The organism is Acinetobacter sp. YH12239, from assembly GCF_013417635.1.
In the GTDB taxonomy this organism is placed as follows: domain Bacteria; phylum Pseudomonadota; class Gammaproteobacteria; order Pseudomonadales; family Moraxellaceae; genus Acinetobacter.
Genome location: NZ_VPDP01000003.1, coordinates 169669 through 189223 on the forward strand (window position 1 = coordinate 169669; position 19555 = coordinate 189223).

Consider the following 19555-nt stretch of genomic DNA (forward strand, 5'->3'; position numbering starts at 1 on the left):
TCGTTTATAGAATAAATAAAATTCAAATAATCAGTGAAGGAAATAGGATGAAGACAATTACAGAATGGTTAGATGAATATAGTGATAGCCATCAAAACCCAACCAATAAAACATTACACTGGATTTGCGTACCCACGATTCTATTCTCGATCATTGGCATACTCGCTCATTTCAGCGCATTACTGACTACCCTTTTACTGGTGTTAACACTCATCTTTTATGCAAGATTAGATCTTGTAGTCGCGGTTGCAATGGCAGCGTTATTATTGGTCATGTCCTGGCTTATTATTATTCTTCCATTCGGGAAAGGATTCTATATTGCTCTGTTCGTTTTAGCTTGGATAGGTCAATTTTACGGGCACAAAATTGAAGGGAAAAAGCCATCTTTCTTTAAAGACCTCCAATTCCTTCTGATTGGCCCTCTATGGTGTATGGATGCTTACCTAGATAAGATACTACCCAGTTGGAAATCACGCCAAATCAGCACTTAAATTAGCAAATACAGCACGGGTTAAATTAGAATTTAATTTAGCCCGTTTTTACATTGATTAACTAATTCATTGATAACTTCGACCTTGATGCTTTAACCAACCATCAATATGCCGTTTATTAGGGTCATGGTGAGTCCAATGAATTACACCACCCTTGTCAGTATATTCATATTCACCATAGAACTCCACGATATCCCCCTTTTGAATATTCTCAACACGTGGTGCCAAGTCTATATTATGAGCTACCAAAACAGTCTGACCATGATTAAGTTTTACAATAAATTTCTGATGTCTAGATCCCTCATTATCATCTTTTAATATTGCAACAACTTCTCCAGAAGCCCTAACTTGCACATCACTGATCTTTTTTTGAAAAAGTGTCGCTATTTTTGCGGCATCATCATTATCCGCAGAGGATAGTTCTCGTTGGTTAGCATCATTATAGTGAGTACTTTCATCTGTAGGATTTAGTACGTGCTCATTACTCTGTTTTAAATCCTGTTTTAAATCGATACCTAAATATGCTGCGATCACAACTACAATTAACGCAACAATACTCATTTTTGATTTTTGAGACATATTGATCTCTAAGTTATATTTTTATTTCATCCTAAAGTTTATATCATTTAGACCCATCAAAAAAAGAAAAAGCCCTTTAAGGGCTTTTTCTTTTTCAAAAGAATTGAATCAATTATTTTGCAGCAGCTTGAGCAGCAGCAACTTCTTCAGCGAAAGAAAGTTCAGCTTTTTTCTCAATACCTTCACCCACTTCGAAACGTACGAATTGAGCAACAGTTGTACCTGTAGACTTAAGAACATCAGCAACTTTCTTGTCGTTGTCGATCACGTACATTTGACGCTCAAGAACAACTTCATTTAAGTATTTTTCAACTGAACCAGTTACCATTTTTTCAACGATATTCGCTGGTTTACCAGATTCAATTGCTTTTGCTTCAGCAATTTCTTTCTCTTTAGCGATTAACTCAGCAGAAACACCTTCAGCATTTACAGCAACTGGGTTGAACGCAGCAACGTGCATTGCGATACCTTTACCAGTAGCAGCATCACCAGCAAATGAAACTACAACACCGATTTTTAAACCGTGTTTGTAAACTGCAAGGTTTTCACCTTCAACGATTTGAGCACGACGAACTTGAATGTTTTCACCGATTTTTTGAACAAGCGCAATACGAGCTTCTTCTACAGTTGCACCATCTTCAAGTTTCAATTCAGCAATTTGAGCAGCATCAGTTACATTCGCAGCAAGTGCAGCAGCAGCAACTTTCGCAGAGAAACCAGCAAAGTTTTCGTCTTTAGCAACGAAGTCAGTTTGACAGTTTACTTCTAAAAGAATTGCTTTATTGCCTTCTTGAGCAATTGTAATCGCACCATCAGCAGCAATGTTACCTGCTTTTTTAGCAGCTTTTGCTTGACCAGATTTACGAAGGTTGTCGATCGCTAACTCGATATCGCCACCAGCTTCTGTCAACGCTTTTTTACATTCCATCATTGCTAGACCAGTACGATCACGCAACTCTTTAACCATGCTTGCAGTAATAGCAGTCATGTTATTCTCCTAAATTCGGTCGAGATATGTATCTGTTAACAAAAACGGCCCAAATTAATCATCTGGGCCGTTTTGCTTGATTGATGCTTAAGATGCCACGATTACGTGTCGCAAAAATGACAAATCCGCATCAAATCGCATTAAGCCTCAGGAGCTTCTTTAGCAGCTTCTTCGCCTTTAGCTTGCGCATTAGCTTGAGTTTGAGCGTATTCTTTACCAGCAATAATCGCATCAGCCATCGCAGTAGCGTAAAGAGTTACAGCACGGATCGCATCATCGTTACCAGGAATAACGAAATCAACGTTATCTGGGTTAGAGTTAGTATCAACGATACCGATTACTGGAATACCAAGGTTCTTAGCTTCTTTGATTGCAATCGCTTCGTGGTCAACGTCGATGATGAACAATGCGTCAGGTAAACCACCCATGTTCTTAACACCGCCAAGAGCACGTTCAAGTTTTTCCATTTCACGAGTACGCTCTAAAGCTTCACGTTTAGTAAGCTTAGCGAAAGTACCGTCAGTAGACTGAGTTTGAAGATCTTTAAGACGGTTGATTGATTGACGAAGAGTTTTCCAGTTCGTCAACATACCACCTAACCAACGGTGATCTACATATGGTTGACCAGCACGTTGAGCTTGTTCACGGATGATGTTAGAAGCAGCACGTTTAGTACCAACGAACAATACTTTGTTCTTTTTGCTTGCTAGGTTGTTAACAAAGTTCAATGCATCATTTAACGCAGGAACAGTGTGCTCAAGGTTGATGATGTGAATTTTGTTACGTGCACCAAAAATGTATTGACGCATTTTTGGGTTCCAGAAGCGAGTTTGGTGACCGAAGTGCGCACCAGCTTGAAGAAGGTCGCGCATGCTTACGTTGTAATCTGCCATTTTCTTTACCTTAAAAGTTTGGGTTAGGCCTCCATATGTCCGCATTCTCCACCCTTACGGGCACCCAGAGTAATGTGTCGACATATGTGCGGATTTTATTAACCAACATATCATCCGATTAAGTGAATCTATTCACGAAAAGCATTTGATAAATTGGGCGGCTATTTATACCATAGTCACACACAAATTACCAAAAGTTTTTAAAGATCATGAACAGTACTTATGAAGCACCACGTCGTTTAATTAAATCTGCTGAAGATATCGAAAAGATGCGTGTGGCGGGACGACTAGCGGCAGAAGTTTTGGATATGATCAAACCGCATATCAAGCCTGGTGTGAGTACACTAGAATTGGATACGATTTGTCATGATTACATTGTGAATAAACAAGATGCCATTCCTGCTTGCCTAGGCTATGGTGCGGCGCCTGGTCGTCCTGCATTCCAGCATACGATTTGTACTTCAGTAAACCATGTGGTTTGCCACGGTATTCCCTCTGAAAACAAAATCTTAAAAAAAGGTGACATCCTGAATATTGATGTCACTGTGATTAAAGATGGATTTCATGGTGATACCAATATGATGTACATCGTAGGTGGCGAGACTTCTATTCTTGCAGATCGCTTATGCAAAGTTGCACAAGAAGCAATGTATCGCGGTATTGCTACGGTAAAACCTGGTTCGACGATCGGTGATATTGGTCATGCCATTCAAAAATATGTTGAATCAGAGCGTTTCAGTGTCGTTCGTGAATACTGTGGTCATGGTATTGGCACTGTTTTCCATGATGAACCTCAAGTGCTTCATTATGGTCAACCAAGTTCAGGTATGGTTTTAGAAGAAGGTATGACCTTCACAATTGAACCAATGGTCAATGCTGGTGTATGGCAAACTAAACTTCTTGGTGATAAATGGACAGTTGTAACGAAAGATCATAAATTATCTGCGCAATATGAACATACTGTTTTAGTCACTAAAACAGGTGTCGAAGTCTTAACTGCTCGCCCTGAAGAGGATTTATCCCGCTTTCAGTAATTTTAGTTAACCATTAAACATAACAAAAAGTCAGATCAATTTAAGTTGTTCTGACTTTTTATTTTGCTAAGTCACTCAATAAGAAATAAATTCACAAACAAACCTAACAAATGTTGGATTTTTAAGATTTAAATTCATGATTTTTAAAAATTTTTTATCACAAAAATGAGTAAAAACGCTTTTCAAACTGATTCATTTTATGTTTATATAACGCTTAAAGAATGTAAAACAACAACTAGCAACAAAATCGGACAGGGAGTCCAAAATGACGAAAAAAGCATTCTGGTGCATGGTCGTACCTATTGTTTTTGCATCTACAACTATTTATGCAGAATCATCATTTTTTAATCTGGATGAAACTGAAGGGTTTAAACGATATTCAATTTCAGTCGGACCATTACATGTTATGCCTCAAGGTAAAGCCAAGGCACCTAAAATTCGTACAGCAGTAAAAAATGGTGAAGTTGCAAAAAATGGTGATATTACACTTTCTACAGTTTTTGAGAACTTAGATCCTGATAAACAAAAAGAAAATCAAAGTATGAAAGCGCTTTTGAAGATCGTTGATGCTTTTAGTGATACTTATCCAGCCAGTCAAAGTGGAACTTCAACTGTAAGCGGCATTGAAAGTTGGAGTATGGATGGCTCTGGAATGACTGCAGATGATGTCACAACACTTGGCATCATGATCAATTACCATTTCAACGATAAGATCTCATTCGAGAGTAAAGCTGGGTTCCCCCCAAAAGTAGATATTCAAGGTAAAGGTAAGATTACAGCACCATTTACAGCCGAAGCAAATTCAACACTTTTAGGTATACCTTTACCAACAATCTATCTTAAGAATGATCTGCCAATTACAGATCTTGAAAGTCATGGAAATTCTATTGCGACAGCACGTGCATGGACTCCAATGTGGGAATTGCAGTACCATTTTGGACAGACTGGGATCAATAAATTTAGACCCTATGTTGGACTTGGACTTATGGTCGCATACTTCAATGAATTAGAATTGAATCCAAGCCTTGAAAAAGACTTAATTGATTCAGGTCACATGATTGCCAATATGAAAAATGGACGCGGTGGCGATGCATTAATTAAAGGTAAAAAAAGTACAGCAAATCCCAAGGTTAAGCTTGAGTCCGAATTGAGTTTTGCGCCAATAGCCACGCTTGGGTTTACTTACGACTTCAATCCAAACTGGTTTGCAGTTGCATCTATTAGTTATGCACATCTAACAGGTAAAACTACTATTGAAGTCAACGATGATAAACTCGGAACATTATTTTCATCGGAAGTTGATTTAGAAGTAAATCCTATCATTGGATATGCTGGTGTAGGCTATCGCTTCTAAAACACTTGAGGCATATTGAAGCCACACCCCAATATGCCCAACCCATCACAAATAAAGAAAAAATAAGACAATTAATATACATTTTAAAATCCAACTTATATCATATTTTTCAATAATTTAACAATTGTAAATTAGGATAATAAATTTGATTTCAAGTGAACAAACTGCTTTGCATTTAGATGATTTAATGAATATAAAATGAACTAAAAATTGGACATGGAGTCCTTCAAACAATGAAGAAGTTTTTAGTTCCTACATTATTCGCAAGTTCATTCTTATCTACTCTTAGTTATGCGGAGTCAGGATATTTTAGCCTTTCTGATGAGGGGTTTAAGCGCTTTTCAATTTCCGTGGGTGCATTACACGTAATGCCGCAAGGTAAGGCCCAACCTTTTAATGTAAAAACAGTCATAAATGACAATTATGAATCTAAAGTTGGGGACATTAATGCTTCCACGGTAATCGATAACCTTGACCCAGATCGTAAACCAAATTATTTAGTAGAAGGTATTGTTAAATTAATTTCTGCTTTTCAAGGCAATGTCTCAGGGGCTATTAGTGGAAAATCCTATATTAATGGATTAGCTGAATGGGATAATCCGAATACTGGCTTGGAGGCTGATAAAGTTACAACAGTTGGCATCATGAGCAGTTATCACTTTACAGATAATTTGTCTGTGGAAATAAAAGGTGGAATTCCACCTAAAGTGGATATCAAAGGTATTGGAAATATTAAAGCCCCCTTCTCAGCTACTGCAGCACCGTTAGGTGGAATTGCGGGGAACTTAGACCTCAAAAATAATATTCATATTACTAATCTAGAACAATCTTCAAAAGCTGCTGAAGCTAGAGCATGGACCCCTGCTTTTGAATTACAATATCGTTTTGGTGAGACCGGGATTAATAAATTCCGCCCTTACGTTGGCGTTGGATTAATGTACGCTTATTTTAATGAGCTAAAAATGGATCCAGGTATTGAAAAAGATTTAGTCGCCGCTGGGCATATGATCCAAAATATTATTAATCAAAATGCTGGTGCAGCACTCGATAAGAAAGATAGCAATGGAAAAATGAAAGTTAATTTAGAAGCAACTGATGTTTTTGCGCCTATTGCAACAGTTGGATTCACCTACGACTTTAATGATACATGGTATGCAGTAGCATCTATTAGTTACGCCCACTTGCAGAATGAAACGAAGATCACAGTCGTCAATGAAAATACTGGGCAAGAGTTAATCAACTCAAAAGCTGATATCGAGATTAACCCAATATTAGGCTATGCTGGGGTTGGCATGCGTTTCTAAAGCATAGAGTAAGAAAAGAGGCAATTGCCTCTTTTTTTGTAATCAAACAAAAACCAAACATAATTGGCAAATTATTACTACAATGTGTCTAAAAATAAATTTGATAATAAAAATACAAAAATAATCACTTTTTATTTACAGTTTTGGACATGGAGTTCCATAATGAAAAAAAAACTAGCTTACTTAGTTGCATCCATCAGTGCGTTAAGTTTTCCAGTCTTCAGTTATGCAGATTCACCTTATTTTAGTTTAAAAGATGGCGATGGCTTTAAACGTTTTTCTGTGTCAGTGGGTGCATTACACGTAATGCCTCAGGGTAAAGCTCAACCAATTAACATTAACACCGCTGTAGCAGAGGGTGAAAAAACGAAGGTTGGGGATGTGCAAGTTGACTCTGTACTGAATGCAATTGATGACAGTGCCAGTGATGCAGAGGCTAAGAAAAGCCTCTTGAAAGCTGCTGTAGCCTTAGATGCAGCAAATTTGATTAGTTACGAGAAAGATGAAAAAACCTATCTGAGAGCCAATACTTCTGGTGAAGCCACAATTAATGGTCTTGATAATTGGCAAGCTCAAGGAACTGGCCTGGAAGCAGATGATGTCACAACACTTGGAATCATGACCAACTATTTTTTCACCGACAATATTTCATTTGAAGTAAAAGCTGGAATTCCACCTAAAGTCGACATTCAGGGGAAAGGACAAATTTATGCTCCACTTTCAGGCATAGCTACCCCGACAGGGATTGGTGCAATTTTAAACGATTTGCCTTTAAAAGATGACATCTTCATTACTGATTTATCAGGTCATGGTAAGGTTGCAGAAGCTCGTGCATGGACGCCAGCATTCGAATTCCAATATCATTTTGGCAAAACAGGCGTAAATAAATTTAGACCTTATGTAGGGCTTGGTTTGATGTATGCATACTTCAATGAATTGGAAATGAACTCCAACCTTGAAGCTGATCTAATCGCCGCAGGTCATAAAATTGCGAACATCAAATTAGGTGAAGCTGGGAAAGCACTTGATGGAATTGAAAGTACAGCGAATCCTAAAGTTAAACTTGAAGCTAAAGATGCTTTCGCCCCTGTAGCTACTGCTGGTTTTACTTATGATTTCAATGATCGTTGGTTTGCAGTCGGATCAATTTCCTATGCGCATCTTAAAGGTGAGACAACAATTACAGTAAACGATGCTGAACTTGGTGAATTAATCAATGCCAAATCAGATATCGAAATTAATCCAATTCTGGGATATGCCGGTATTGGTTATCGATTCTAATTTCCATAAGTCTTCATAAAGCGGCCAAGTGCCGCTTTATTCATTCTAATAACTAAATTTTATTGATTGATAAATTTTTATTCTGTCGTCATGATGCTACTGATCTTTTAAAATTACAAAAAATGCTAAGCGGATTGACTATGTCAGAAACCAAATTTTCAAAACCCCTCATCTTTATGCTCATTGGGAGTGCTTTTATTTTGGCACTCTCCTTAGGTGTCAGACATGGATTTGGCTTGTATTTAGTTCCAATGAGTCATGAGTTTAATTGGAATCATCAAGTTTTTAGTTTAGCAATTGCCTTTCAAAATTTATTATGGGGTGCTGTTCAACCCTTTACGGGAGCGCTAGCAGATAAATATGGGAGTAAAAAAGTCGTTGCTGTAGGTGGCGCTTTATACGCGATAGGACTTGTGATGATGGCATTTAGCTCAACAGGGCTTCTCATCAATCTTAGTCTAGGTTTAATCATTGGTCTGGCTTTATCAGCTACTTCATTTTCTGTTTTGCTCTCTGCTGTCGGACGTGCAGCGCACCCAAGTCGACGTAGTATGGCTATGGGTATTGCCAGCGCAGCAGGCTCTTTTGGGCAATTTATTATGTTGCCAACCACACTTTTACTCTTACAAAATTTTGGTTGGTCATCGGCGCTACTCATCACAGCGATTTTAATTGCATTAATTGTACCCTTGGCTTGGATGCTAAAAGCTCCAATGTATAAAGCGCCTCAAGCAGTTGATGCGATTGCTAAACCTTCTTTAAGTTTTAAACAAATACTCATAGTTGCCAAAAACCACAAACCTTTTATCTGGTTGGCATTAGGATTTTTAGTTTGTGGATTTCAGGTCGTATTTTTGGGCATTCATTTGCCGGGTTATTTAACTGACCATGGTTTTAGCACCACCACTGGTACTGTGTTTTTAGCCTTGGTTGGGCTATTTAATATTGTTGGAACTTACACTGCTGGTTGGCTGGGTGATAAATATTCCAAACCTAAATTGCTCATGTGGTTATATGGACTACGTGGCATCGCCATCATTTTATTCCTCGCATTGCCACTCTCGATCTTTACGATTTATAGTTTTGCCATCATTATGGGTTTATTATGGTTATCAACCGTCCCCCTTACCAATGGTATTGTTGCCAATATGTTTGGCGTTAAATATCTCACCATGCTAAGTGGAATTGTATTTTTCACTCACCAAGTTGGTTCATTTTTTGGAGGATGGCTAGGTGGCTTAAATCATGATATGACAGGCAATTACAATATTATTTGGATGATGTGTATTGCGCTCAGTATCTTTGGTGTATTCATTCATTTATTTGTTAATGAGGAGAATGTCGTCAATGACTAATCGCTTCAATCTGCTCAACATCGGCATATTCATCGGAGTCATCCTTCTGCTTAGTCTATCGATTACTTTATGGATGAACACTCCTGATTTATTTACATATTTTAATCAAGCTTTTTGCGCACATTAATTCATATAATTTCATGGTTTTGACAGCTCAGTTTTTTAAACTCCTCAATTAAATAATCTAATAGACACCTCACGGCAGGCATCATGCCTTGTCGTGATGTATAGGCAACATGAATAACGCCACGTGGCAACTCCCATTCTTCAGGGACTAATTCTACAAGAGTGCCTTGATTAAGCTCTTCATAAACAAACACTCTAGGTAATGATGCTATTCCAACACTGTTCAACACTGCAGATTTCATGGCAGCAAAATTATCAGTTTTGAGTCTTGGAAAGAATTCTACTTCTTGAAACTGATTAACTGTATCAAATTTGGATTGAAATCTCCAAATCGATTTTGAGACATGAAAACCTATACTCGGAAGTTGTGCAAGGCTATCCAAATGGATAGGTTCATGAATCTGTTGAATTAATTCAGGCGTTGCCACTAACACATGTTGCCAAGCATCAAGCTCTCGTACAATCAAGTCGCTATCTTCAAGTGGTAAATTTCTCACCCTAACAGCCAAATCAATCCCCTCTTCTATGAGATCAATTTTACGATTTGTTGCGACCAGATGAACTTGAACACGTGGGTAATGTTGCATGAATTTAGCAATCATGTTACCCAACGGAAACTCAACCAAACCAATTGGGCACGAGATTCGAATTAAACCTGAAGGCTCGCTCGACAAACTTTGCTCTACAAAATTTTCTGCCGCCTCCACTTGATCCAAAATCTTCATACAATATTCAAAAAATTCTTGACCAACTGCGGTTACGGCAAACTTTCGTGTATTTCGTTGCAATAATCTTACGTGTAAACGGTTTTCCAAATCTGAAATATGACGAGACAACTTAGATTTTGTAATACCTAAAGCTTCACTCGCTTTAGTAAAACCTTGATATTTAACGACTTGTACGAAATAGTAGTAATCATTTAAATTTTGCATAATTGTTTCATTTTTGGAATTATCTGTTGAGAGAATCGCCCTGTAATCTCATCAATATACCTCAATATCATGATTAGAACGATATATAGAGGAATACAAATGACACAAGTTCAGAAAGTTTATACCAGCGATCGAAGCACATGGGTGGGTGATGGTTTTCCAACAAACTCCATGTTACCCATGCACGAAATAGGAAATCATACCAGCCCATTCTTGGTAATGGGTTATACAGGTCAATATCGATTTTCTCCAAGTCACCACCAACGCGGTGTTGGTTTACACCCCCACCGTGGCTTTGAAACGGTGACGATTGTCTATGACGGCGAATTAGAGCATCGTGACTCAAAAGGCAATCATGGAAAAATTGGTCCAAACGAAGTGCAATGGATGACCGCAGGTAAAGGTATTCTGCATGAAGAACACCATTCAGAAGCTTTTGCAACAACTGGCGGAGTTTTGGATATGGTTCAACTTTGGGTAAATCTACCACAGCATGCAAAGATGACTGAGCCGAGATATCAGGAATTGACTAAGCAAAACATTCCTGAAGTTTTATCTCACGATGAGCAAACCAAGATTCGTGTTATTGCTGGTCAATATCAAATTGGCTCAACTGTTTATCAAGGACCAGCTCAAACATTTAGCAACATGAATGTTTATGACATTAGACTTAATCATGGAGCACACCTTCCATTAAATCTTATGCCAAACTGGAATCACCTGATTTTCATCCTTGATGGAGAAGTTGAGATTGATGGTCAGCTCTATACAGCCATGCAAACGCTTTATCTTGATCCAAAATCAACAGAGGTCGAAATATTTGCTCATCGTAAGGCGAAAATTCTTTCCTTAAGTGGTGAACCATTGAATGAACCCATTGTTGCCCACGGTCCTTTCGTCATGAATACTCAGGAAGAAATCGCGCAAGCATTTGATGATTTCAAAAATGGAAATTTTGCTTAATTTAACACCCACAAGCCTTATCGTTTTGATGATAAGGCATACTTCTCATCACACCTTCATTCATTTCAAATACCTGTCATAATCCCCTATTAGACTTAGTTCAAAAACAACATACGATTACTAAATGAAATCAGATACTTTTCCTAAAGTTAGCTTATCAACATTATTTTTTATTTTTCTAAAATTAGGATGTATTTCATTTGGTGGTCCTGCAGCGCATTTGGTGTTATTTCATCGCACTTTTGTTGATCGACTCAAATGGCTAAGCTCTCATGAATATGGACAATTGGTCGTATTAGCACAATTGTTGCCAGGTCCGACCAGTAGTCAAGTGGGGTTATCGATAGGATATTTATCCAAAGGATATTGGGGGGGCGTTATTGCTTGGTTAGGATTTACATTTCCCGCCTTCATTCTAATGACCTCATTTGCTATTTTTGGTCAATATTTTTTTTCCGATGTACCTCTTGAACTCTTTCACATCATCCATTTGATTGTATTAGCCGTCGTCATTTGGGCTTTTTTACAAATGTTCAAAAGCTTCTGTACTGAAATTTGGCAGTATGTCCTGATGCTGAGTTCTACTTTTTTTATTTATTTTATACAGTGGAGCTATAGTCAAATTTTCTTAATTTTAGTGTCTGGATTCATTGGATTAGCTTTTACAAAAAAAGGAATATCTCAGCCATCACCTCGTTTAAAAACAACTCAGACATCTTCAAAATATCATTATCTCTGGCTCATCCTGTTTGTCGCTTTATTTATTTTTTTTCCTGCGCTGCAATTTATCTATTCATCAAGCTTGCTTAGAAATATAGAAAGCTTTTATCACACTGCTTCAATGGTTTTTGGGGGCGGTCATATCATCCTGCCACTCATGTATGAAGATTTTGTGCTTACTCAACACATCACTGCGGAACAATTTGACTTAGGCTATGCATTTGCTCAACTTATTCCAGGCCCTTTATTTAGCTTTGCAGGATACGTTGGCACATATTTAGGATTTACCGCATCGCCTTTACTTAACGCTGCGATTGCAACCAGTATAATTTTCCTGCCCTCATTTCTGCTTATTTTCGGCACGCTCCCTTATTGGTCAAAATGGGTCAAAAACAAAAAGATTGCCGCAGCCGTAGCTGCTATTAATGCAGCGGTTATCGGATTATTACTCTGTTTAATTGCTCAAATGGCTGAAAAACATCTACACTCAATTTATGATTTTATTTTTATCGGCATTGTCATTCTTTTACTGAGATCAAAAATCCCTGTCATCATCTCTTTATTAGCGAGCTTTGTTAGCTATGGAGCTTTATTGTATTTTGTAATTTAAAGATCAAACTTAAATGCAAAAAATAAAAAAATTCGCAAGCCTGAACTTGCGAGTTTTTTTGTCATCAAGTCGCCTTAGAACAAGCGATTCATCCCGTTTAACGTTGCTACGCGATAAGCTTCAGCCATCGTTGGGTAGTTAAACGTTGTCTCAACAAAATACTTGATCGTGTTGTTCGGACTATTCATCACGGCTTGACCAATATGAATAATTTCAGAAGCATTATTACCAAAGCAATGCACACCTAAAATTTCTAAGGTTTCGCGATGAAATAAAATCTTTAACTCACCCACTGTATCACCCGTGATTTGTGCACGAGCGAGGTGTCGGAAAGACGCCTGACCAACTTCATAAGGAATTTTTTCTTCAGTTAATTCCTGCTCAGTTTTACCAATTGATGAAATCTCTGGAATGGTATAAATACCAGTAGGGATATCAACCACGGGTTGGATACCTTGTTCACCGCTCATAATCGCGCCAGCACAACGACCTTGGTCATATGCAGCTGAAGCTAGAGACGGCCAACCAATCACATCACCCGCAGCATAAATGTTTTCAACTTCAGTTTGATACAGCTCGTTCACTGATAATTGTCCGCGGCTGTTTGGTTTGATACCAACATTTTCCAAGCCAAGACCATCTGTATTACCAGATCGACCATTACACCATAGAATTGCATCAGCTTTAATTTTCTTGCCACTTTCAAGATGCAACACCACATGATCATCAAATGTTTCTAAGTGATCAATCTGCTCATTGTGGCGAATCAATACACCTTGTTCACGTAAGTGATATGACAATGCATCAGCAATTTCGTCATCTAAATAGCTCAGTAATTTATGCTGAGTATTAATCAAATCAACTTTGTGATCTAAGCCAATAAAGATAGATGCATATTCACAGCCAATGACACCAGCGCCATAAATAATGATTTTTTGAATTGAAAAATCTAGATCTAAGATTTTGTCAGAATCAAACACACGTGGGTGATTGAAATCTAAAATTGAAGGACGATATGGACGACTACCTGTCGCAATCACCAACTGTTTAAAAATAATCGTTTCTTTCACACCTTCAGGCGTGAAAATCACCACCGTATTTTGATCTTGGATATAAGCACGACCGTGGAAAATATCAATGCGGTTACGGTCATAAAAACGCGAGTGTGTATCCACTTGCTGTTGGATCACTTTATGCGCATTACGAAGCACTTGCTTCATGGTGAATTGTTTCCAATCACCCACTTTTTGGAACATTGGATCACGTTGATAACGGATAATGCTAGAAACCGTTTGACGTAAAGCTTTACTTGGAATGGTTCCTACATGAGTACAGTTACCACCAAGTTGTTCACGCATATCAACTACTGCAACGCGCTTGCCTGATTTGGCAAGTTTCATTGCCGCACCTTCACCAGCAGGGCCTGAACCTAAAACGACTGCATCATATTTGACAAAGGTTCCACTCACGACCTCTTTCTTACGCGGCATTCAATGCTCCTATACAATTATCTCTTCATTTATCTAACTTATATTATGACTGAAAATGCACACATTTGCTGTATTTCAATACCATATATTGCTTGATAGCCACATTTATTTTATGAATATCGTTTTTGCCCAATTTATGCATAAATTCGCTATAATAAGAGACCTATTTTTAATATTTCCTCCCGTCACACATTAGTGGAATCGTTGAATATGTCAGAAAACCGTAAACCAGTACAGGGTGAAAAACTTCGTGGCGCTGAGAAAGTTGCACGTATTCCTGTAAAAGTGATTCCTACGGTTGAAGCACCTCGTAAACCAGACTGGATTCGCGTCAAAATGGCTGCCCCAGAAGAGGTTCAACGCATTAAATCAACTTTACGTGAACAAAAATTACATACAGTGTGTGAAGAAGCTGCATGTCCAAACCTTCCTGAATGTTTTGGTGGTGGTACAGCAACTTTCATGATTATGGGTGACATTTGTACACGTCGTTGCCCATTTTGTGATGTGGCACATGGTCGTCCGAATGCATTAGACCCAGATGAACCACGCCACATGGCTGAGACAATTGCAAACTTAGGTTTGAAATACGCTGTTATAACATCTGTAGACCGTGATGATCTACTCGATGGTGGAGCGCAACACTTTGTTGATTGTATTAAAGAAGCGCGTGCTTTAAGTCCTAATACATTATTGGAAATTTTAGTACCTGATTTCCGTGGTCGTATGGATGTTGCATTACGCATCATGACGGAATGTCCTCCAGATGTGTTTAACCACAACATTGAAACCGTACCACGTTTATACAAAGCAATGCGTCCAGGTTCAGACTATCAACATTCCTTAAATCTTCTTAAAATGTTCAAAGAATACTGCCCAGATATTCCAACTAAATGTGGCTTGATGGTAGGTATTGGCGAAACTGAAGAAGAAGTGCTCGCACTTCTTGATGACCTCAAAGCACACGATGTTGACTACGTAACGATTGGTCAATATTTACAACCATCGAAAGAACATGCACCAATTGATCGATTCGTCACACCTGAAGAGTTCGAACGCTATACAGCACATGGACAAAAATTAGGCTTTAAAAATATTTGGGCTGCACCAATGGTACGTTCAAGTTATTTTGCTGATCGTCAATACTATGGCGAACCAGTACCAGCAGTTCGTCGTAAAGCTGATCCTGCAAAGAAAATTACTGTTCAAACAATCGAAGCATAATTCTTCTTACTTTAAAGCCCTCGTATGAGGGCTTTTTTGTTTGTGGTTTTTATAATTCTCAATTACTTATTGACACATTTCTTATCTCTCTTCAGCTTGAATTTTGAATATTTTTCAAACAATCTTATCCAATATAAGTATTAATATGCGTCCGTTTTAGAACTCAACGCTTTCGTTTCACATTTCATGATCCAATATCTCTGTAGATCTGATGTTTGTGCTTTGATTAAATTTACTGTGGGTATTGGCTCCATGACCAAATCATAAATGGAGCAGTTCATAATGTTTTTTATACTCAGTTTAATTATTCTATTTATAACACTCTGGGCTATTTTTTATTTCGAATTCTCAAGAACTTCTGGGGCTATCATACTCACAGTCGTATCTATTTTAGTCGCGTTGATCAGCCCTTGGTCGCTGATACTCGGTATTCCTTTTATCCTAATTTCATTGATTGTCAGTATTGATACGTTAAGGATGAAATTTATTACACAACCTGCCTATAAAGCTCTAGCCAATGCAATGCCAACAATGAGTAGTACCGAGCGTGAAGCATTGGATGCAGGAACCAGTTGGTGGGAAAAAGAATTATTTATGGGGGCACCAGACTGGAAGAAATTTGATCAGTATCCGTACCCCACGCTGTCTGAAGAAGAACAATCATTTATCGATCATGAAGTCGAACAGCTCTGCCAGATGCTGGATGAATGGGATATTCACCATCATCGTAAAGACCTCCCTGAAGAAGTCTGGTCATTTATTAAATCCAAAGGTTTTCTGGGTTTAATTATCCCTAAAGAATACGGCGGTAAACAATTCAGCTCATTTGCGCAAAGCCGTATCATGAGTAAGATTGCCTCGCGCTCACTTACCACTGCTGTCAGTTGTATGGTGCCTAACTCTTTAGGTCCAGGAGAATTACTCTTACACTACGGTACTGAAGATCAAAAGAATCGTTATTTACCAGGTTTAGCAAAAGGTGAAGAAATTCCATGTTTTGGTTTAACAAGCCCTGAAGCAGGTTCAGATGCAGGTGCAATTCCTGACACAGGTGTGGTTTGTTATGGTCAATTTGAAGGACAAGAAGTTCTTGGCCTAAAAATGAATTTTTCCAAACGTTGGATTACACTTGCCCCTGTTGCTACGGTGGTCGGTTTAGCTTTCAAATTATATGACCCTGAAGGTTTACTAGGTGATAAAAACAAAACTGAATACGGAATCACATGTGCCCTATTACCAGCTGATCATGAAGGTGTGATTGTAGGAGCACGCCATAATCCAGGTTCGCCATTTATGAATGGTACCGTGGATGGTAAAGATGTCTTCATTCCGCTGGATTGGATTATTGGTGGTGTAGAAAATGCAGGTAAAGGCTGGCGTATGCTGATGGAATGTCTGGCAGTTGGCCGCGGTATTTCTCTTCCAGCACTATCAACAGCTGCAGGTGAAATGTGTTATTTAAATGTCGGCGCCTTTGCTCGTGTCCGTCAACAATTCAAAATTTCAGTCGGTAAATTCGAAGGTGTTCAAGAGGTTTCAAGTGATATCGCTAGCGATACCTATATGCTCGAAGCTTTCCGTTACTTAGTCACTTGTGGTTTAAACCAAGGGGGTAAGCCCGCAGTTATGACCGCAATGGCAAAATACTACGCAACTGAGACCATGCGTAAGATTGTTAATCATAGTATGGACATTGTGGGCGGCCGTGCTATCCAAATGGGTCCTCGTAACTTCTTGGCGCTCATGTACCAAGCGATCCCTGTTTCGATTACTGTTGAGGGTGCCAATATTCTGAGTCGTTCACTGATGATTTTTGGTCAAGGTTCGATGCGTTGTCATCCCTATTTATTTGAAGAATTACAACTTTTACAAGCAGAAAATAAAGATGCAGCCTTAAAAGAGTTTAATGACATTCTTTATAAGCATTTGGGTTATACATTCAATCGAACCGCTAAATCATTTGCTTATGGTTTTATAGGTGGATCAACAGAAGGCTCAGCAAAAGCTGATGATTTCAGTCGCCCCTACTACAAAACCATTAATCGTTTGAGTGCTAATTTTGCCTTAGTCGCAGATATGTGCTTAGGCCTCCTTGCAGGTGATATCAAACGTAAAGAAATGCTGTCTGGACGATTGGCAGATATGCATTCACATTTATTTATCGCGACTGCAATTCTTAAATTTTATGAAAATGGTCAACGTACTGAAGCTGAACAACTGCATGCTAAACTCGCACTTGAGAAAGCACTATATGCATCTCAAGAAGCATTCTATGGCCTTTTTGATAACTTCCCTGTAAAAATCGCCGCAAGCTTAGTCAAACTCATTTGTTTCCCTTTTGGTCGTCCTATTGCTCAACCATCGGATGCCTTGAAACTTAAATTAGGTGAACTAATTCTTCAGGAAAATGCTTTCCGCAATGAATTAAAAAAACATGTCTTCTATAGCACTGATCCTGATGATGTCAATGGGCGCATGGAGTCTACATTCCAAATGTTGCTTCAAATTGAGGAATTATGGAATAAGTTTAAAAAAGCTGAATCCAAAGGCCAATTTACAGGTCTGACTTTCGAAGAGCATATTGAATCTGCTCTTAAGGAGAATTTCATCACTCAAGCTGAAGCAGATCGATTGCTTACATATAACGCTAAACGTTTTGACAGTATGTTGACTGATGTTTTCGATACTGAACTTAACCAGAGTTTAGAACTTGAGAACCCTCACGCTCAGGCTCTGTCAAATTCTACACAATACTAGTCACTCAATTGCTTCTGAAAAAACGATCCTAAAGGGTCGTTTTTTATTTTTTATTCCACTTTTTATATTTCATTCCACTATGGTGTTATAGAAAACAACATCAAAATAAGCGAAATTAAATGAAAACAAAATAATGAATCTTTATTCATTTTTTATGATAATGTGATTACAACTAATAAAATAGCTGTCATTAAATTTTGAACATATGAAATTGACACGCATTTGAATCATATAAACTACAGGACAAGGATCAACGCTATGAGTCAAGAAATCGTATTAGTTGCAGGTAGCCGTACCGCTATGGGTAGCTTTCAGGGAGGACTTTCAAGCTTAACAGCCCCGCAACTTGGTGCTGAAGTCATTAAAGCCGTACTTGATCAATCTAAGCTTGCTGCAGACCAACTAGATGAAGTGATTATGGGCTGTGTTTTACCTGCGGGATTAAAACAAGGTCCTGCTCGTCAAGCGATGCGAATTGCAGGTGTACCAGATCATGTAGGTGCAACAACGATCAATAAAATCTGTGGGTCTGGCATGAAAGCCGTGATGCAAGCTGCAGATACCATTAAAGCTGGCTCGGCAAATATTATTGTCGCTGGCGGAATGGAATCCATGTCGAATGCACCTTATCTCATGGACAAAGCACGCGCAGGTTACCGTATGGGACATGGCAAAGTGATTGATCACATGTTCCAAGAAGGTTTGGAAGATGCTGAAACTGGCTATTCAATGGGTATTCTTGCTCAAGAAATGGCAGATAAGAAAAACTACACACGTGAACAACAAGACGATTTCGCGATTCGCTCCTTAACTCGTGCTCAGAATGCGATTCAAAATAATTATTTTAAAGATGAAATCACACCCGTTACAGTAAGTTCACGTAAAGGCGATGTCATCGTTGCACAAGATGAAAATCCATTTACAGCAAAAATTGATAAAATTCCTACGCTACGCCCAGCATTTGCTAAAGACGGTACAATTACTGCAGCCAATGCCAGTTCAATTAGTGATGGTGCATCAGCATTTTTAGTCACTTCTGCTGAACACGCAACATCAAAAGGGCTTTCAACTTTAGCAACGATTAAAGCTTACGCAACTCATTCTCAACACCCATCAGAATTTACCATCGCACCTGTTGGTGCAATAGAAAAAGTTTTAAACAAAGCGGGCTGGACTGTTGAAGACGTAGATTTATGGGAAATTAATGAAGCGTTTGCGATGGTAACTATGGCAGCGATTGATGCTTTTCATTTAGATCCTGAAAAAGTGAATATCCATGGTGGAGCTTGTGCACTCGGACATCCATTGGGGTCATCAGGTTCACGAATTATTTTGACTCTCATCCATGCATTAAAACGCTTAGGTAAAACCAAAGGTGTTGCCGCACTTTGCATTGGTGGTGGAGAAGCAACTGCGATTGCGATTGAAATCCCAGCTTAATATTTATGCTATAG

General features: G+C 38.5%; 16 protein-coding genes. 11 read left to right on the top strand and 5 right to left on the bottom strand.

Annotated features, from left to right (window positions below; all coding sequences use genetic code 11):
• Positions 1-47 precede the first annotated feature (47 nt).
• A complete protein-coding gene (locus FTV17_RS05000) occupies positions 48-491 on the top strand; it encodes a DUF962 domain-containing protein (protein ID WP_179998422.1) in 444 nt (147 codons plus the stop codon).
• 66 nt (positions 492-557) lie between these two features.
• On the opposite strand, the gene FTV17_RS05005 is transcribed toward FTV17_RS05000, so the two are convergent.
• The 3 genes from FTV17_RS05005 to rpsB all read right to left on the bottom strand — a co-directional run bounded on the left by FTV17_RS05005 (position 558) and on the right by rpsB (position 2951).
• Entirely contained in the window at positions 558-1070 is a 513-nt protein-coding gene (locus FTV17_RS05005) for a DUF3465 domain-containing protein (protein WP_179998423.1), read from the bottom strand.
• A gap of 112 nt (positions 1071-1182) precedes the next feature.
• Positions 1183-2058 (bottom strand): translation elongation factor Ts, encoded by an 876-nt coding sequence (tsf, locus tag FTV17_RS05010; protein WP_035265686.1) that lies wholly within the window; start codon positions 2056-2058, stop codon positions 1183-1185.
• A 140-nt stretch (positions 2059-2198) separates the two neighbouring features.
• Entirely contained in the window at positions 2199-2951 is a 753-nt protein-coding gene (gene rpsB, locus FTV17_RS05015) for a 30S ribosomal protein S2 (protein WP_035265684.1), read from the bottom strand.
• A 209-nt stretch (positions 2952-3160) separates the two neighbouring features.
• On the opposite strand from rpsB, the gene map reads away from it, so the two are divergent.
• From map to FTV17_RS05040, 5 genes are all read left to right on the top strand, one after another.
• Complete coding sequence (gene map, locus FTV17_RS05020; RefSeq protein WP_179998424.1) at positions 3161-3985, top strand: type I methionyl aminopeptidase; 825 nt, start codon at positions 3161-3163, stop codon at positions 3983-3985.
• A gap of 265 nt (positions 3986-4250) precedes the next feature.
• The gene (locus FTV17_RS05025; protein ID WP_179998425.1) at positions 4251-5339 is read left to right on the top strand and encodes an OmpW family protein; all 1089 of its coding nucleotides are present in this window, start codon (positions 4251-4253) and stop codon (positions 5337-5339) included.
• 233 nt (positions 5340-5572) lie between these two features.
• On the top strand, positions 5573-6643 hold the full coding sequence (locus FTV17_RS05030) for an OmpW family protein (RefSeq protein WP_179998426.1): 1071 nt from the start codon (positions 5573-5575) through the stop codon (positions 6641-6643).
• A 162-nt stretch (positions 6644-6805) separates the two neighbouring features.
• On the top strand, positions 6806-7924 hold the full coding sequence (locus tag FTV17_RS05035; RefSeq protein ID WP_179998427.1) for an OmpW family protein: 1119 nt from the start codon (positions 6806-6808) through the stop codon (positions 7922-7924).
• A gap of 140 nt (positions 7925-8064) precedes the next feature.
• Positions 8065-9279 (top strand): MFS transporter, encoded by a 1215-nt coding sequence (locus FTV17_RS05040; RefSeq protein ID WP_373687185.1) that lies wholly within the window; start codon positions 8065-8067, stop codon positions 9277-9279.
• Between the two features lie 128 nt (positions 9280-9407).
• On the opposite strand, the gene FTV17_RS05045 is transcribed toward FTV17_RS05040, so the two are convergent.
• Entirely contained in the window at positions 9408-10337 is a 930-nt protein-coding gene (locus FTV17_RS05045) for a LysR substrate-binding domain-containing protein (protein ID WP_179998429.1), read from the bottom strand.
• A gap of 99 nt (positions 10338-10436) precedes the next feature.
• Here FTV17_RS05045 and FTV17_RS05050 point away from each other — a divergent pair, with 99 nt between their 5' ends.
• Together FTV17_RS05050 and chrA are read left to right on the top strand one after the other, a co-directional pair.
• Complete coding sequence (locus tag FTV17_RS05050) at positions 10437-11300, top strand: pirin family protein (protein WP_179998430.1); 864 nt, start codon at positions 10437-10439, stop codon at positions 11298-11300.
• Between the two features lie 124 nt (positions 11301-11424).
• Entirely contained in the window at positions 11425-12630 is a 1206-nt protein-coding gene (chrA, locus tag FTV17_RS05055) for a chromate efflux transporter (protein WP_179998431.1), read from the top strand.
• Between the two features lie 74 nt (positions 12631-12704).
• Here chrA and sthA read toward each other — a convergent pair whose 3' ends face one another.
• Positions 12705-14120 carry a Si-specific NAD(P)(+) transhydrogenase gene (gene sthA / locus FTV17_RS05060; protein WP_179998432.1) on the bottom strand — a complete coding sequence of 472 codons (1416 nt, stop codon included), beginning with the start codon at positions 14118-14120 and terminating at the stop codon, positions 12705-12707.
• Positions 14121-14330: 210 nt separating this feature from the next.
• On the opposite strand from sthA, the gene lipA reads away from it, so the two are divergent.
• The 3 genes from lipA to FTV17_RS05075 all read left to right on the top strand — a co-directional run bounded on the left by lipA (position 14331) and on the right by FTV17_RS05075 (position 19541).
• A complete protein-coding gene (lipA, locus tag FTV17_RS05065; RefSeq protein WP_035265671.1) occupies positions 14331-15344 on the top strand; it encodes a lipoyl synthase in 1014 nt (337 codons plus the stop codon).
• Between the two features lie 282 nt (positions 15345-15626).
• Positions 15627-18101: an acyl-CoA dehydrogenase gene (locus tag FTV17_RS05070; RefSeq protein ID WP_179998433.1), complete on the top strand. Its 2475-nt coding sequence runs from the start codon at positions 15627-15629 to the stop codon at positions 18099-18101.
• A 258-nt stretch (positions 18102-18359) separates the two neighbouring features.
• Positions 18360-19541: a thiolase family protein gene (locus FTV17_RS05075; protein WP_092766019.1), complete on the top strand. Its 1182-nt coding sequence runs from the start codon at positions 18360-18362 to the stop codon at positions 19539-19541.
• Positions 19542-19555: the final 14 nt, after the last annotated feature.

Coding starts and splice junctions, on each gene's coding strand:
- sthA (WP_179998432.1), bottom strand. CDS start 14,120: ATGCCGCGTAAGAAAGAGGTCGTGAGTGGAACCTTTGTCAAATATGAT.
- FTV17_RS05075 (WP_092766019.1), top strand. CDS start 18,360: ATGAGTCAAGAAATCGTATTAGTTGCAGGTAGCCGTACCGCTATGGGT.
- tsf (WP_035265686.1), bottom strand. CDS start 2,058: ATGACTGCTATTACTGCAAGCATGGTTAAAGAGTTGCGTGATCGTACT.
- FTV17_RS05025 (WP_179998425.1), top strand. CDS start 4,251: ATGACGAAAAAAGCATTCTGGTGCATGGTCGTACCTATTGTTTTTGCA.
- rpsB (WP_035265684.1), bottom strand. CDS start 2,951: ATGGCAGATTACAACGTAAGCATGCGCGACCTTCTTCAAGCTGGTGCG.
- FTV17_RS05040 (WP_373687185.1), top strand. CDS start 8,065: ATGTCAGAAACCAAATTTTCAAAACCCCTCATCTTTATGCTCATTGGG.
- FTV17_RS05005 (WP_179998423.1), bottom strand. CDS start 1,070: ATGTCTCAAAAATCAAAAATGAGTATTGTTGCGTTAATTGTAGTTGTG.
- FTV17_RS05070 (WP_179998433.1), top strand. CDS start 15,627: ATGTTTTTTATACTCAGTTTAATTATTCTATTTATAACACTCTGGGCT.
- chrA (WP_179998431.1), top strand. CDS start 11,425: ATGAAATCAGATACTTTTCCTAAAGTTAGCTTATCAACATTATTTTTT.
- FTV17_RS05000 (WP_179998422.1), top strand. CDS start 48: ATGAAGACAATTACAGAATGGTTAGATGAATATAGTGATAGCCATCAA.
- map (WP_179998424.1), top strand. CDS start 3,161: ATGAACAGTACTTATGAAGCACCACGTCGTTTAATTAAATCTGCTGAA.
- lipA (WP_035265671.1), top strand. CDS start 14,331: ATGTCAGAAAACCGTAAACCAGTACAGGGTGAAAAACTTCGTGGCGCT.
- FTV17_RS05045 (WP_179998429.1), bottom strand. CDS start 10,337: ATGCAAAATTTAAATGATTACTACTATTTCGTACAAGTCGTTAAATAT.
- FTV17_RS05050 (WP_179998430.1), top strand. CDS start 10,437: ATGACACAAGTTCAGAAAGTTTATACCAGCGATCGAAGCACATGGGTG.
- FTV17_RS05030 (WP_179998426.1), top strand. CDS start 5,573: ATGAAGAAGTTTTTAGTTCCTACATTATTCGCAAGTTCATTCTTATCT.
- FTV17_RS05035 (WP_179998427.1), top strand. CDS start 6,806: ATGAAAAAAAAACTAGCTTACTTAGTTGCATCCATCAGTGCGTTAAGT.